Annotated in this window: 10 protein-coding genes; 9 read left to right on the forward strand and 1 reads right to left on the reverse strand. The window is 37.7% G+C overall.

Annotated features, from left to right (window positions below; all coding sequences use genetic code 11):
- Nucleotides 1-17: 17 nt before the first annotated feature.
- On the reverse strand, nucleotides 18-815 hold the full coding sequence (locus H3Z85_06760; protein QPQ53076.1) for a DUF2797 domain-containing protein: 798 nt from the start codon (nucleotides 813-815) through the stop codon (nucleotides 18-20).
- A gap of 90 nt (nucleotides 816-905) precedes the next feature.
- On the opposite strand from H3Z85_06760, the gene H3Z85_06765 reads away from it, so the two are divergent.
- From H3Z85_06765 to H3Z85_06805, 9 genes are all read left to right on the forward strand, one after another.
- Nucleotides 906-1934: a GDP-mannose 4,6-dehydratase gene (locus H3Z85_06765; protein ID QPQ53077.1), complete on the forward strand. Its 1029-nt coding sequence runs from the start codon at nucleotides 906-908 to the stop codon at nucleotides 1932-1934.
- Nucleotides 1935-2070: 136 nt separating this feature from the next.
- Entirely contained in the window at nucleotides 2071-2292 is a 222-nt protein-coding gene (locus H3Z85_06770; protein QPQ53078.1) for a DUF2795 domain-containing protein, read from the forward strand.
- Between the two features lie 125 nt (nucleotides 2293-2417).
- A complete protein-coding gene (gene secA / locus H3Z85_06775; protein ID QPQ53079.1) occupies nucleotides 2418-5492 on the forward strand; it encodes a preprotein translocase subunit SecA in 3075 nt (1024 codons plus the stop codon).
- 151 nt (nucleotides 5493-5643) lie between these two features.
- The gene (locus H3Z85_06780) at nucleotides 5644-7833 is read left to right on the forward strand and encodes a TonB-dependent receptor (GenBank protein QPQ53080.1); all 2190 of its coding nucleotides are present in this window, start codon (nucleotides 5644-5646) and stop codon (nucleotides 7831-7833) included.
- A gap of 42 nt (nucleotides 7834-7875) precedes the next feature.
- Nucleotides 7876-10032 carry a TonB-dependent siderophore receptor gene (locus H3Z85_06785; GenBank protein QPQ53081.1) on the forward strand — a complete coding sequence of 719 codons (2157 nt, stop codon included), beginning with the start codon at nucleotides 7876-7878 and terminating at the stop codon, nucleotides 10030-10032.
- 43 nt (nucleotides 10033-10075) lie between these two features.
- Nucleotides 10076-11278 carry a PepSY domain-containing protein gene (locus H3Z85_06790; protein QPQ53082.1) on the forward strand — a complete coding sequence of 401 codons (1203 nt, stop codon included), beginning with the start codon at nucleotides 10076-10078 and terminating at the stop codon, nucleotides 11276-11278.
- Nucleotides 11278-13392: a TonB-dependent receptor gene (locus tag H3Z85_06795; protein ID QPQ53083.1), complete on the forward strand. Its 2115-nt coding sequence runs from the start codon at nucleotides 11278-11280 to the stop codon at nucleotides 13390-13392. Before H3Z85_06790 ends, H3Z85_06795 begins: the two co-directional genes overlap by 1 nt.
- Nucleotides 13393-13442: 50 nt before the next feature.
- Nucleotides 13443-14654 carry a PepSY domain-containing protein gene (locus H3Z85_06800; GenBank protein ID QPQ53849.1) on the forward strand — a complete coding sequence of 404 codons (1212 nt, stop codon included), beginning with the start codon at nucleotides 13443-13445 and terminating at the stop codon, nucleotides 14652-14654.
- Nucleotides 14655-14733: 79 nt separating this feature from the next.
- The gene (locus H3Z85_06805; GenBank protein QPQ53084.1) at nucleotides 14734-15702 is read left to right on the forward strand and encodes an ROK family protein; all 969 of its coding nucleotides are present in this window, start codon (nucleotides 14734-14736) and stop codon (nucleotides 15700-15702) included.
- The last annotated feature ends 71 nt before the right edge of the window (nucleotides 15703-15773 follow it).

Consider the following 15773-nt stretch of genomic DNA (forward strand, 5'->3'; position numbering starts at 1 on the left):
TTACTACAGGTGAAGGATTAATTTTTTATTCCCAATTCAATTACATATCCCTCATGCCCTCTGACATTAATAAAATTTCCTCCTTCAAATCCCAGGTACTGCCCTTTAATCCCCGTAAGTCTTCCTGTAAACTCCGGCTTTTTATCTAAAGTAAATGATGAAACTTTTTCCGGTTTTTCAAAAGGATAATCAAACATCCATAGTTCTTCTCCTTCACTGTAGAACTTTTGAAAGTCTTCCGGAAAGTATTCTTTAATTTTCTGTCTGAAATCAGCAAGATCAATTTCTCCTTCAAAATCATCCTGAAGCATTTTTCTCCAATTGGTTTTGTCGGGAAGATGGTCTTTTAAGGCAACTTCTATCATTCCGGCTTCGTAACGATTTTCTGTTCTGGCAATAGGCAAGGCAAACGTAGCACCCTGATCGATCCATCTTGTGGGAATCTGGGTATTTCTTGTAACGCCCACTTTCACATCTCCTGTATAGGCAAGATAAACCGTATGAGGCTGAAGCTGAATTTCTTTTTCCACTTCAAGGTCACGTTCCGCTACTCCCAGATGCGCTGTAGAGAGCTCAGGACGAATAATTGTATCACTTGCATAAGGACTTTCAAAAAAACAATTCTTACAAAAACCCATTCTGTAAACAGGCTTATCTTCCCCACAGTTTACACATTGAAACCCTACATGTTTTATGCTTAATTCCTTTCCAAACAGCTCATTCAAATGGATCAGGTCCCCTGAAAGATTGAGATAGTATTGAACCGGTTTTGCATCATAGCTCGTCATTTTTAAAATTTGCCCTTGAAACTGCATATTATATTTATATTACTTTTTTAAGTAAATTTAATGATTATATTTTTCAAATAGTAAAATTTATATTTTTGTATTCATAAAAAACCACAGATGATTTATCTTGTAACAGGCGGCAGCGGTTTTATCGGTTCCCATTTGATTGAACAATTATTAAGAAATGGACATTCTGTCATAAACATTGACAATTTTGATGATTTCTACGGGTATCAGATAAAAATTAAAAATACTTTAGAGTCAATTGATAAAAATTCGGATTTTGAGTTTTCTGATAAAGTGGCTGATATCCAGCGTTTAATTTCCCTCACTCAATCTGCTCAATATTCTCTTTATTATCAGGATATCAGGGATAAAAAAGGACTTGAGAACATTTTTAAGCACCACTCCATTGATATGATCATCCACCTTGCCGCATTGGCAGGTGTACGTCCGTCTATTGAAAGCCCCTTGGAATACGAAGAAGTAAATGTTCGTGGTACGATGAATCTTTGGGAACTGTGCAAAGAATATGGTATTAAAAAATTCATTTGTGCCTCTTCGTCAAGCGTTTACGGAAATAATGAAAAAACTCCTTTTGCAGAGACTGACAATGTAGACAATCCTATTTCGCCTTATGCCGCTACTAAAAAATGTGGAGAAATTTTAGGACACGTCTACCATCAACTCTATGGTATTGATATGATTCAGCTTAGATTTTTTACCGTTTACGGACCCAGACAGCGCCCGGACCTTGCCATACACAAGTTTACGAAACTGATCTCAGACCGACAGGAAATTCCTTTTTATGGTGACGGAAATACTGCCAGAGATTACACTTATATTGATGACATCATTGACGGAATTCTAAAATCTGTTACCTATCTGGAGAATCACACTCAGGTCTATGAAATCCTTAATTTAGGAGAAAATGAGGTCGTTACTTTATCTGAGATGGTCGCCACCATCGAAAATGCATTACAAATAACTGCCACCAAAAAAAATCTGCCAATGCAACCGGGTGATGTCACAAAAACCAATGCCGATATCACAAAAGCAAAGACATTAATAGGGTACAAACCAGACACAGACTTCCAAAATGGCATAAAAAAATTTGTGGAATGGTTTTTGAGAAAACGACAATAAGTAAATTACTGACAGTGCTGCCATGCAGTTGATGACAGACATTTACAAGAAAAAATTATAAAAAGAATTGAAAATCAAGTATAAAAAAGTTTATTATACAACCTATTTTTATACTTTTGCAAAAAATTAGAAAATTATGTACTGGACATTAGAATTAGCATCCTATCTAAGTGACGCACCTTGGCCAATGACAAAAGCAGAGCTTATTGACTACGCAATCAGAACTGGTGCACCTATGGAAGTAGTAGAAAACCTTCAGGCAATTGAAGATGAAGGAGAGATTTATGAATCGATTGAGGAAGTTTGGAGTGACTACCCGACAGACGAAGATTTCCTTTGGAACGAGGACGAATATTAATAAAGCGATAAGCTTTAGGCCGCACGCTTAGAGCTTTTTTGCCCTTTTTATATATTAACTTACACGATAAGCGTGTCATTTAAAACGCTTAAAGCATCTTGCATTAAGCATAAAGCAAAAAATTTATGAGTTTTTTAAACAAAGTTCTTAAAGGGTTTTTGGGAGACAAAAAAGCGCAGGACCTAAAAGAAGTAAAAAAAGTTGTAACAAAAATCAAAGCTGTAGAACCAAACATCCAACAATTGTCGGATGATGGTTTGAGACAAAAAACTGCTGAGTTTAAAGAGAATATAAAATCTGCAACCAGCAAGATCACAGCTCAAATAGAACAGATTAAAGAGCAGATAAAAAATTCAACAAACGTTGACGAGAAAGAGGCTCTTTTCTCAAAAATTGAGTCTTTAAAGAAGGAATCATACGAAATTGAAGAAAAAGTGCTCCTTCAGGTTCTTCCGGAAGCCTTTGCATTGATCAAGGAAACCGCAAGAAGATGGGCACAGAATGGAGAAATCCGTGTAACAGCAAGTGACTGGGATAGAGAACTGGCTGCTGCCGGGAAAGATTTCGTTGAAATTCAGGGAGACCAAGCTGTTTGGAAAAACTCATGGGATGCTGCCGGAACTCCAGTAGTTTGGGATATGGTCCACTATGATGTTCAGTTTATCGGAGGTATTATTCTTCACAGCGGTAAAATTGCCGAAATGGCAACGGGTGAAGGTAAAACTTTGGTAGGAACATTACCTATTTACTTAAATTCACTTCCGGAAAGAGGAGTTCACGTTGTAACCGTGAATGACTATCTTGCTAAAAGAGACTCGGCTTGGATGGGACCATTGTATCAGTTCCACGGGATGTCAATCGATTGTATTGATAACCACCAGCCTAACTCAGACGGAAGAAGAAAAGCATACAACTCAGATATTACCTACGGAACAAACAACGAATTCGGTTTCGATTATCTGAGAGACAACATGGTCACTTCACCTTCAGAACTGGTACAAAGAGAATTGAACTTTGCGATCGTGGATGAGGTAGACTCCGTATTGGTAGATGATGCAAGAACACCATTGATTATTTCCGGTCCGGTTCCTCAGGGAGACAGACAGGAGTTTGATGTTCTGAAGCCGTCTATCGACAGAATTGTCGATGTTCAGAAAAAGACAGTTTCTGCCATCTTCAATGAAGCTAAAAAATTAATTGCTGCCGGAAATACTAAAGAAGGCGGTTTCAAATTACTTCAGGCCTACAGAGGTCTTCCTAAAAACAGACAATTAATCAAATTCTTATCGGAAAGCGGAAACAGAGCATTGCTTCAGAAAGTTGAAGCGCAATATATGCAGGACAACAACCGTGATATGCCGATCGTAGATAAAGATCTTTATTTCGTTATCGAGGAGAAAAACAACCAGGTTGACCTTACTGATAAAGGAGTTGAATATATGTCTCAGGGTAACTCTGACCCGAACTTCTTCGTTCTTCCGGATATCGGAACTGAAATCGCTGAAGTAGAGGCTAAAAACCTTTCTAAAGAAGAAGAATTCGAAGCAAAAGAAAGACTTTTCAGTGATTTTGCTGAAAAATCAGAACGTGTTCATACGATGAGCCAGCTATTGAAAGCCTACACATTATTTGAAAAAGATGATGAATATGTAGTAATTGATGGTGAAGTAAAAATCGTTGATGAGCAGACAGGTCGTATCATGGAGGGACGTCGTTATTCTGACGGTCTTCACCAGGCGATCGAAGCGAAAGAAAATGTGAAAATTGAGGCCGCTACCCAGACTTTTGCAACAATTACGCTTCAGAATTACTTCCGTATGTACAACAAGCTTGCGGGAATGACCGGTACTGCTGAGACAGAGGCTGGTGAACTTTGGGAGATCTACAAATTAGATGTTGTAGTGATTCCGACCAACCGTCCTATCTTAAGACATGACAAACAAGATTTGGTTTATAAGACCAACAGAGAAAAATATAACGCCGTAATTGAAGAGGTTGAAAAATTAACTGCCGCAGGAAGACCTGTATTGGTAGGAACAACGTCAGTTGAAATTTCTCAGTTGCTTTCAAAGGCGCTTCAATTAAGAAAAATTCCACACCAGGTACTGAACGCGAAACTTCACAAAAAAGAAGCGGAAATCGTGGCTGGTGCAGGACAGCCGGGAGTTGTAACAATTGCAACGAACATGGCTGGTCGTGGTACCGACATTAAGCTTTCAAAAGAAGTAAAAGATGCAGGAGGTCTAGCCATCATCGGTACTGAAAGACACGACTCAAGACGTGTTGACAGACAGTTAAGAGGTAGAGCCGGTCGTCAGGGAGATCCGGGAAGTTCTCAGTTCTATGTATCTCTTGAAGATAACCTGATGCGTTTGTTCGGTTCGGAAAGAATCGCTAAAATGATGGACAGAATGGGTCACAAAGAAGGTGAAGTAATTCAGCATTCGATGATCAGCAAATCTATTGAAAGAGCTCAGAAAAAAGTAGAAGAGAACAACTTCGGAACAAGAAAGAGACTTCTTGAATATGATGACGTAATGAACAAACAGCGTGACGTTATCTATAAGAGAAGAAAGAACGCCCTTTTCGGAGATCACCTGAAGTATGATATTACCAATATGATTTTTGATGTGGCTAATTCTATCGTTGCGAAAGGAAAGGCAAGCGGAAATTATAAAGATTTTGAATACGAAATCATTAAAACATTTACAATGGAATCTCCGGTTTCTCAAAATGATTTTAATAATAAAAACATTCAGGATTTAACGAATATCTTATTCAAAGCTGCTCAGGAAGATTATCAGATGAAACTGAACTTACTGAAAGAGAAATCATTCCCAATCATTGAGAATGTCTATCAGAATCAGGGTTCAATGTTCAAAATGATCCAGGTTCCTTTCACCGACGGACATAAGACAATGACCATCGTAGCTGACCTTAAAGAAGCTTATGAAACTCAGTGTGAAAGCCTGGTAAATGACTTTGAAAAGAATATCACGCTATCGATTATCGATGAGAACTGGAAACTTCATCTTCGTGAAATGGATGACTTAAGAAGATCATCTCAGGGTGCAGTGTACGAGCAGAAAGATCCGTTGGTAATTTACAAACAGGAATCTTTCCACTTATTCAGTGAAATGATCGATAAATTGAATAAAGAAATTATTTCTTTCTTATACAAAGGAGAAATTCCTGCATAAGAAATAATTAACAATATGATACGAAAACCGTTCTGGCATTAGCCGGAACGGTTTTTTATTATGTATTGTATCATAATTTTATGATAAATGTCAATATTATTATTTATTTAGAATATTTAAAAATAATATATTTGCATAAAATTTGACTTTCATGAAAAATGTACTGATCTGTGCCTCAATGTTAGGTTCTATGGTAACTTTTGCCCAGAAAAATGATTCAGCCAACACCAAAAGCATTGATGAAGTAGTACTGATTAATACCTATATCAAAAAAGATAGTGAATATTCAAACAAGATGCCGCTAAAGGCTATTGAAAATCCGCAAGTATATTCAAGTATTGATAAAGTCATTTTAGAAAATCAGGGACTTTATACCGTAGATGATGCTCTAAAAAACATCCCGGGATTACAACCGATGTGGACTTCAAATGGAAGAGCAGGTGATGGAGGAGCCTATGTAAGTTTAAGAGGTTTTGTATCAGCAAATTCTTTGCGAAACGGAGTACTGGGCGCTGTAACTGGAACTATTGATGCCATAAACCTTGAAAAAGTAGAGGTGCTGAAAGGTCCGTCAGGAACATTATTCGGAAGTTTATTGTCAAGTTACGGAGGAGTAATCAATAGAGTTACTAAAAAACCTTACGAAAAATTTGGAGGAAATATCAGCCTTGCCGGTGGCAGCTATAATACATACAGAGCCGCAGTGGATATCAACACTCCCCTTACCCAGGACAAAAAGCTCTTATTCCGTTTAAACTCAGCTTATACGAATGAAGGTACTTTCCAATCAGAAGGATTCAGAAGAAATCTTGCCATTGCTCCTAGTTTAAGCTATAAACCTAATGACCGATTAAGCATCAACCTTGACATGGAGCTGTTTCAGATGAAGAATATGACTGACCAGACCTTTTTCTTCTACTCAGGTAAATACCTCCAAAAAGTAAATAGCATCAAAGATCTTAACCTCGATTATAGAAATTCATATCTGGGAAAAGACCTTACCAATACAGGAAGAAGTATTAACTTCTTTGGACAGGTAAATTATAAAATTTCAAATTCAATAACTTCAAATACGAATTTCAGTACATCGTCCAGCTATTCTAACGGATTTATGCCTTATTTATATTTTATGGGCGATAGTGCAGACAATATGTATAGAAGTGACCAATCTACGAGAGATAGTAGAAAAAGATCTCTCAATTTTCAACAAAACTTTAATGGCGATTTCAAAATCGGAAATTTAAGAAACAGAGTTGTTTTAGGTTTCGATTATTTGAGGGTAAATAACAATCAGAACTTCTACGATGTGAATGGCTTTGATAAGGATGAAAAAGGAAACTCAATCCCTGTTCCTTTACATCAGCCTGGTTTTGATTATACAAATTTTAATGGGACAAGTCTTCAGTCTCAATACAATGCTTTAGCCGGAAAGGAATCTCCCTATTTAATAAAAGGAATTCAGGAAAACTACGCTGTATACCTTTCAAACGTGCTCAATATTACCGACAATCTTAATGTACTCATGGCCTTAAGAGTGGATAATTTCACCAATAAACCGGAGAGTTCAGGGGAAAATAAAAAACTTGACCAGACATTTTTCTCTCCAAAAGTAGGTATTGTTTATGAGCTTATAAAAGACAAGGTTTCTGTTTTTGGAAATTATCAAAACAGTTTTAAGAACCTTAATTATTATCTGAACGCTTCAGGAGCAACTGTAACGCCTGTTCCGGAACAGGCCAACCAAATGGAAGGAGGAATCAAAACCAACCTATTTAATGGTAAAGTATCTTCTACATTCAGCTATTACAACATCAAAGTAAAAGATGTTTTGAGAAATGCAATTGGCGCTGCAGACCCACGAGCTCAGGTACAGGACGGAACTATTATAAGCCGTGGTGTCGAGTTGGAAATCAATGCATATTTACTAAAAGGTTTTACCGCTATTGCCGGATTCAGCTACAATGATTCAAAATACACTCAATCTGATGAGTCTGTGCTCAATAGAAGACCAAATACTGCAGGTTCACCTTATCTTGCAAATCTTTACGCCAGCTATCAATTTTTAGATGGCAAACTGAAAGGTTTAGGATTCGGAATTGGAGGAAATTATGCCAGTGAAAATAAAATTGTCAATAACTTCAATACAACAGACCAAACAAACGAAGTATTTACTTTGCCTTCTTACGTTGTCCTTAATGCCAGTGCTTATTATGATGCTAAAAAATTCAGAATTGGGGTAAAAGTAGACAACTTTACCAATCAACATTACTGGATCGGATATACCACAGCCAATCCACAAAGGTTAATTAACGCCGTAGGAACTTTCACTTATAAATTCTAAACTGTTACAATAAAATAAATTATTTCTCACCCTTATAAAACAATGAAAAAACTGACGATTGGAGCAGCAGTATTAACTTCGATGTTAACGCTCGCACAGGAAAAAGACACCATTAAATCTAATAATATTGAAGAAGTTGTTGTCAACGGAAGATACTACCAAAAATATAAACTTAATGAAGTTTCCGGTTCACTAAGAATCCAGACTCCTATTCTTGAACTTCCACAGAATGTACAGTCTGTAAGTTCTCAGGTTCTTGCTGATCAAATCACATTGAACATGTCCGAAGGAATTGTCCGAAACGTAAGTGGTGCCAGAAAAGTTGAACACTGGGACAATGTATACTCAAATGTATTTATGAGAGGAGCAGGGATCGCTACCTTCATGAACGGAATGAATGTTTCTTCAACATGGGGACCCATTAATCCTGATGCAGCTATCATTGACAGGATTGAATTTGTAAAAGGACCAGCAGGTTTCATGGGTTCAATGGGTGATCCAGCAGGATTTTATAATGTTGTAACGAAAAAACCAACCGGAAAGTTTGCCAATAGCGTAAGATTTACCACAGGAAGCTATAACCTTTTCAGAGGAGAAGCTGATTTAGACGGAGTTCTTGTTAAAGACGGGGTTTTAGATTACCGCATCAACTTAATGGGGAGTTCTAATAAATCCTGGGTAGAAAATGATAAGACAAGCAAAATTATTGTTGCACCATCCATCACTTTCAGACCAACAAAATCAACTACCTTTACGGCACAATATAACTATCAGTATTTAAAATTCAATCAACCCGGAGCTTATCTGATGTCTAACGATGGATATGCTTCACTAAATGTACATACAAACTTTAATGATCCCAACTTTAAACAAACTGAAGTAAAAGATCAGAGCTTATTTTTAAGCTTAGATCAGAAATTATTCAAAGATTGGGTGTGGAGCACACAGTACGCTTATATGGATCTGAATTATGACGGTGGTTCATGGTGGGGAACATTTGATTCAAACAATAAAAATATTTTAAACAGAACAGTAAGTAACTGGCAAGCAAAAGGAAAAAACCACATTTTCCAGACTTATGTAAGAGGAACACTTAATACGGGGAATATTGTTCATAAAATTATTGCAGGATTTGATTACGGAGACAGAAAATACAATGCTGACTTTTCATCTTTTGCAGGTGGCCCATTCCCTATCGATATTTATAATGTGAATTATGGTGTAGATCCTACAAAACTACCTTCTTCTGACTTTTATACGCTAAACCCTTCTGCTCCTTTTTATGATGATGAAGGTGTAAAATATACTTCATATTATGCTCAGGATCAGATTGAAATGTTTAACAACAAAGTAAGATTAACATTAGCAGGAAGATACACCAGTGGTACTACTTATGCAGGGTATCCCTATTATTCGCCAGGAAATGTTGTTCCAAGAAATAAGGCAGGAGAATTTACACCACGAGTAGGAATTAGTTATTCAATCATGGACGATTTCTCTGTTTACGGTATTTATGACAAAACCTTCGTGCCACAATCCGGAACAGGAATCAATTCTACTTCAATTACAGATCCTTTCAAAGGGCAGAATATTGAATTCGGATTGAAGAAAGACTGGTTCGGAGGGAAATGGAACTCTACTTTTGCCGTTTACGAAATCAGAAGACAAAATATTCTTGTTGCAGGACCTAAAGAACAAAACGGAGGAGTTCCTTTTCAGATTGCTTCAGGGGAACAGAGAGCAAGAGGTTTTGAAACTGATATCAAAGGAGAAATTGTAAAAGGACTGAATATTATCATCAACTACGCCTATACTGATGCTAAAACAATTAAAGATACAGAACCTGCCAATATAGGAGTTCAATCTCCCGGAAATGCTAAAAATGTTCAAAATACATGGATCAGCTATAGATTCGAAAATGGCATTATGAAAGGTTTTGGAATCTCAGCAGGATATCAGTATCAGGGAGGAAGACAATCATGGTTTGGGGTCAATGCGAAAAAGGATCAACGCCTTCCGGACTATTTTGACACCAATTTCGGAATTTCCTACGTAGCCAAAAAATTTGATGTGAACCTACTGCTAAACAATGTCCTTAACAAAAAGCTTTACAGTGGTTATAGAGGCGATGCAGGTGAATATGCTTGGATCTACAACGCGCCGCGCAACTGGAGATTATCAATCGGATACAAATTTTAACACTATATAAAGGTTAACCCCCAATTGGGGTTAACTTTTTGCTATGAGAAAAAAGCATCACCATAAAAAGAAAGTTTCTGCTACAAAGAAATGGTCTGCCAAACTGCATTTGTGGTTTGGTTTATCGGTTGGTATCATTATTTTCATTATCTCTCTTTCAGGGACTTTGTACATTTTTAAGGATGAAGTACAAAATAGTCTTCGGAAAGATGCTATTTATGTAAAGCAAAATGAGGTCAATTTAAAACCTTTATCGATCAATCTTCTTCGTGAGAAAGTAAGTCTGGAACTTAATGAACAATATCCGATAAGCTCAGTTGAGATCTCTCTGGATAAAAATAAATCCTATCGTTTCCTTTACTATGAAAAGAGTAAAAAGGGATGGAATTATTTCCAGCAGGTTCTCATCAACAAGCAGGTGTATGTCAATCAGTATACCGGAGAAATTCTTGCCATTTACAATGAAAAATATGATGTATTTAATATCCTTAAATATATCCACTGGGGACTTTTATTCAATTCTGAGTGGGGACCGTACATCACAGGAATTCCTACCGTATTGTTTATCATCATGCTGATCACAGGAATCATTTTATGGTGGCCTAAAAATAAAAACGCCCGCAAAGGAAGATTCTGGTTCAACTGGGAAAATGTAAAAAACTGGAAGCGTAAAAACTATGACCTTCACAATATCTTAGGATTTTATGCCTCTTTTATTGCGTTAATCATGTGTGTTACTGGAATTTACTTCGCTTATCCCTATGTAAAGAACACTTTTAACCTCGCACTTTCAGGTTCCTGGGAACTTCCAAAAGATAAGGAAATCAAATCCCTGGATTCTTTGGTAGTCAGGAAAGATGCGGTTTTTGATATAGCAGCGATGCAGGCAGAAAAGCTATACTCAGGATCATCCAGTTTCAGGATCACTTTAAACGGCAAAAATAAAAAAGGAAAGGAGCTCAAAAACCTTCCCGTTACCGTGTATGGAAAGGATGGAAGGTTTAGTGAAAGAAACCTGCTTACCTTCGATAAATATTCGGGAAAACTACTCAACAATAAACCTCATCACAAACTCAATACTGCAGAGAAGTACTCAAATGCCAATTACGACATCCATACCGGATCTTATTTCGGACTGTTTGGAAAAATCATTTGGTTCATCGCAGGCCTAGTCTGCACCTCACTCCCCATTACCGGATTTCTGGTCTGGTGGGGAAAAAGAAAAAAACAAGGAAAGAAAATATAATGAAAAAAGCGATTTTATCAGCTGCCTGTTTAGGAACAACAATGGCTTTTGCGCAAGTCAAAGATTCTTTACAGACAAACAATGTGGATGAGGTGGTGATGACTGCATCCAGAAAAAAAGAGAACATTAAAGAAGTTCCCAGCTCCATCACCGTGGTAGGAGAAAAGCAGATTCAGTCTCAGCTGACGGTCAATTCAGATATTACAAGCATCCTGCAGTATACCGTTCCCAGTTTAGGAACGAATTCCGGGCAAACTTCAAATACCGGACAGACCTTAAGAGGTCGCCAGGTACTGGTCTTGATTGACGGGATTCCCCAGTCTACGCCGCTAAGAAACGGAGCCAGAGATTTAAGATCCATTGACCCTTCTGCAATTGAAAGAGTTGAAGTGATTAAAGGAGCTTCTTCTATCTACGGAAACGGAGCAGATGGTGGAATTATCAATTACATTACAAAAAGAAATAAAACAGACAGGAAGATTTCCGGAATATCACAGATCGGCTTTACAGGACAGCCTTACGGAGGTACTCTCGGAATAAGAGCCAGCCAGCTTCTCTCCGGAAAAGTCAACAAATTTGACTATACCCTTTCATTGGCCTATGAAAGAACAGGGTATATGAAAGATGCCGACGGTGTTTATCTGAGTCCTACTTACAGCACTGCTAAAATGGACAATTACAACGGACTTTTGAAATTGGGATATACCATTAATGATAACCAGAGAATTGAAGCTTCCTATATTGGCTATTCTTCAAGATCTGATCTTAATTTAGGTCTAAGTACCGGAAAATATGGAAGCAAGCCTACAATTGGTGAAGGGTTGGGAAAAGGACTGGAAACAACACCACAGGGAACTCCGAAAAACCATAATATCAGACTGAGCTATGACAATAAAAACCTGTTTGCAGGAACGTCATTGAATATTAATCTTTATTATCAGGATTTTAAAACCGTTTACGGATACAGCGACACGTTTTTCAATGGTGGCCAATCTAATGTGATCTCTAAAAAAGCCGGCGCGAGATTCAATTTTGACACCCAGCTATGGAATTCTGCCAACTCTCAGGGAGAGATTATCTACGGTGCCGATATTCTGAATGATGAAACCGTACAAAAACTGGAAGACGGAAGATTCTGGACCCCTAATATGAGCATGACGAATATTGCTCCGTTCCTGTTAGCTAAAATTGATCTGTTCAAAAAACTAACGATTAAAGCAGGAGTCCGTTATGAAAACATTAAAGTTAATGTAGATGACTTCAACACCCTTTCTGTCCTTAAAACTGATGGAACTTTTACCAAAAGTATTCCTGTAGCAGGAGGAAAACTTAACTACAATGCTTTGGTAGGAAACATCGGATTGCGTTACAATATTGAGCCTTATATCAATCTTTTTGCAAGCTTCTCACAGGCCTATTCTATCAATGAACTCGGAAGAATTTTAAGAACCTCAAATTCGGAAACGATAAAAAACCTTGAAACCAAACCTATCATTGTCAATAATTACGAATTGGGAGCAACAGGACAGCTTTCCAGCTGGCTTACTTATGAGTTGACTTCTTATGTAAGTACATCAAAATTAGGAGCTTCATTTGTACAAAGCCCGGACAGAGCCCTGATGATCCAGAGATCTCCGGAAATAGTATACGGTGTGGAAGGTTTCCTACACTTTAGTCCTGTAAAATGGGTCCAGTTCGGAGGAAGCTACAGCTGGATGGAAGGAATTACATCTGTAAAAGATGACGGAGACTATTCCACGAAGATCAATAATAGTAGGATTTCTGCGCCAAAAGTGCTGGCTTATGTTCAGGCAAAGCCCATTCCGGCTTTATCTGTAGGAGTGGATATGCTTCATTCATTCACTCAAAACAGGTTTGATCCAAACTCCAAAACAGGGCTATATGCCTATGGTGAAGGATATGTCCCTGAATATACCGTCTTCAATTTCAAATCAAGTTACGAAGTAACTACCAACTGGAGATTGTCTCTGGGAGTTGAGAATGTATTCAATAAAAAATACCAGCCTGCTATTGCATGGTGGACTGCCAGAGACAATGAATTCGTCAATTCATTGGGTATGAGAGGAACCTTTATGATTGAATATAAATTTTAATTAATCTAAATAAAAAGTAAAGTTTATCTTTGCAGTACTTTACGACTGACATGAGGAAAAAGCATCATCATAAAAATAAGCCGGGATTTTTTAAGAAATGGTCTGCCAAACTACATTTATGGTTTGGGTTGGGAATCGGTTTTTTAATCTTTATCATTTCCATTACCGGTGCGCTGTATGTCTTTAAAGATGAGGTAGAAAACTTTACCCGCAAAGATGTCATTTACCACAACGAGCAAAATATTGAACAAAAGCAGATCCTTCCTATCCGTGTGATGGAAAAAGCTGTTGCAGAGCAGGTCAAAGAAAAATATCCTATTCACTGGGTCAATATTCCTGTTGACAGGAAAATGTCGTATATGTTCTTCTGGTATGAGCATAATACCAAAGGATGGAACTACTTTGAGGAGTTTCCGGTCTATAAACAAGCTTATGTAAACCCTTATACAGGAAAAGTACTGAGAGTCTACGATGAGAAAAACGGATTCTTTAATATCGTAAAAATGATCCACTGGAGCTTCCTTCTGAAGCAGGACTGGGGAACTTATGTGGTAGGAATTCCTGTTATTATTTTCATCATTATGCTGATCAGCGGAATTATCTTATGGTGGCCTAAAAATAAGGCAGCAAGGAAACAGCGTTTTGCCTTCAAATGGAAAAATATCAAAAGCTGGAAAAGAAAAAACTATGACCTTCATAATGTATTAGGCTTTTACGCCTCTGTTTTCGCTTTAATCTTCTCTATCACCGGGCTGTTTTATGCTTTCTTTGTAGTACAGGCAATGATCTATGTGATTTTTTCGGGTGGAGAAACAAAATACCCGGATTTCTCTCACATTAAGACCAAAGCCCCTATCGAACTGAGAACAGAAGGTACGTTAGACAAAATTATTAATACGGTAAAAGAAAAATATCCGGATTCATACGGCTTTGCAATAGATCTTGGACATGAGCATATGGATGATCACGAACATCCGAACTTTGAGGTCTATGTAAAACATTTGTCTTACTCTTATCATAAAAGCAGCAGCCTTATTTTTGATGAAAATTCAGGTGAGCTTCTCCACACTCACGATCCTAAAGACAAAAACTTTGGTGAAAAAGTAGTAAATGCCAATTATGATATTCACGTGGGAGCTATTTTAGGCCTTCCGACAAAGATCATTGCTTTTATTGTGAGTCTTATCTGTGCTTCACTTCCGGTAACCGGATTTATGATCTGGTGGGGCAGAAAAAAGAAAAAAGTGATAAAAACTGCTTAAAATATTAAATTATATTGGGTTGAGCATCTATTAATACAATCTTTTTTATAATTTTAGAGCCTAGAATTTAATCATAGAAATGTCGTTAATAGATTTATCAAAACAAGTTGCCCTGGGAGTTGACATCGGTGGTACCAATACCAAATTCGGAATCGTAAACCATCGCGGAGAAGTTCTGGATAAGGGAAACCTGAAAACCGATGCATACGAAAAAATTGAAGATTTCATCGATGCTTTATATGAACATGTGTCTCCTTTAATGGAAAAACACGGTACTGAAAAACACTTCGACGGAATCGGAGTAGGTGCTCCCAATGCCAACTATTACAAGGGAACAATAGAGCTGGCTCCTAATCTGCCCTGGAAAGGTGTTATTCCTTTTGCAGAGCTGATGAAAGCTAAATTCAATTTACCTTGTACGGTAACCAATGATGCCAACGCGGCTGCTCTAGGAGAAATGCTTTTCGGTGCAGCAAGAGGAATGAAAGATTTTATCATGATTACCTTGGGAACAGGCGTGGGAAGCGGAATTATTGCCAATGGAAACTTAATCTACGGACATGACGGTTTTGCAGGAGAACTGGGACATACGATTGTAAAGCCCGGTGGAAGAAAACACTGGAGTACCGGCTCTGAAGGGAGTCTTGAAGCGTACGCCTCTGCAACAGGAATTACAATTACGGCAAAAAAAATGAGAGCCGAGTTCCCAGAATCTATGCTGAATCAGTATCCTGAAGACGCCATAAATTCTAAAACGGTCTATGAATGCGCTATGAAAGAAGATCCTATCGCCATTGAAGTCTTCAGATATACCGGACAAAAACTTGGAGAGGCATTAGCGAATTTTGTCATGTTCTCTTCACCGGAAGCAATCCTTTTATTCGGAGGAGTGATCAAAGCCGGAGACTTTATTTTAAAGCCTGCAAAACTTCATATGGAAAGAAATCTACTTCCTATATTCAGAAACAAAGTAAAACTGGTATTCAGTGAGCTTAACGAAGCCGATGCTGCTATTTTAGGAGCAAGTGCCTTAGTTTGGAAAAAATAACTGAATATCTCTGTAAATAATATGAAGCATCCTTTGAGGGTGCTTTTTTATTTCCCGCAGATTCGCAGAAT

The sequence above is a fragment of the Chryseobacterium indologenes genome (genome assembly GCA_016025055.1).
Classification (GTDB): domain Bacteria; phylum Bacteroidota; class Bacteroidia; order Flavobacteriales; family Weeksellaceae; genus Chryseobacterium; species Chryseobacterium indologenes.

Bases quoted from the DNA above. Each gene is read 5' to 3' on its own strand.
- H3Z85_06780 (QPQ53080.1), top strand. From the start codon at position 5,644: ATGAAAAATGTACTGATCTGTGCCTCAATGTTAGGTTCTATGGTAACT.
- H3Z85_06795 (QPQ53083.1), top strand. From the start codon at position 11,278: ATGAAAAAAGCGATTTTATCAGCTGCCTGTTTAGGAACAACAATGGCT.
- H3Z85_06785 (QPQ53081.1), top strand. From the start codon at position 7,876: ATGAAAAAACTGACGATTGGAGCAGCAGTATTAACTTCGATGTTAACG.
- H3Z85_06790 (QPQ53082.1), top strand. From the start codon at position 10,076: ATGAGAAAAAAGCATCACCATAAAAAGAAAGTTTCTGCTACAAAGAAA.
- H3Z85_06760 (QPQ53076.1), bottom strand. From the start codon at position 815: ATGCAGTTTCAAGGGCAAATTTTAAAAATGACGAGCTATGATGCAAAA.
- secA (QPQ53079.1), top strand. From the start codon at position 2,418: ATGAGTTTTTTAAACAAAGTTCTTAAAGGGTTTTTGGGAGACAAAAAA.
- H3Z85_06770 (QPQ53078.1), top strand. From the start codon at position 2,071: ATGTACTGGACATTAGAATTAGCATCCTATCTAAGTGACGCACCTTGG.
- H3Z85_06800 (QPQ53849.1), top strand. From the start codon at position 13,443: ATGAGGAAAAAGCATCATCATAAAAATAAGCCGGGATTTTTTAAGAAA.
- H3Z85_06805 (QPQ53084.1), top strand. From the start codon at position 14,734: ATGTCGTTAATAGATTTATCAAAACAAGTTGCCCTGGGAGTTGACATC.
- H3Z85_06765 (QPQ53077.1), top strand. From the start codon at position 906: ATGATTTATCTTGTAACAGGCGGCAGCGGTTTTATCGGTTCCCATTTG.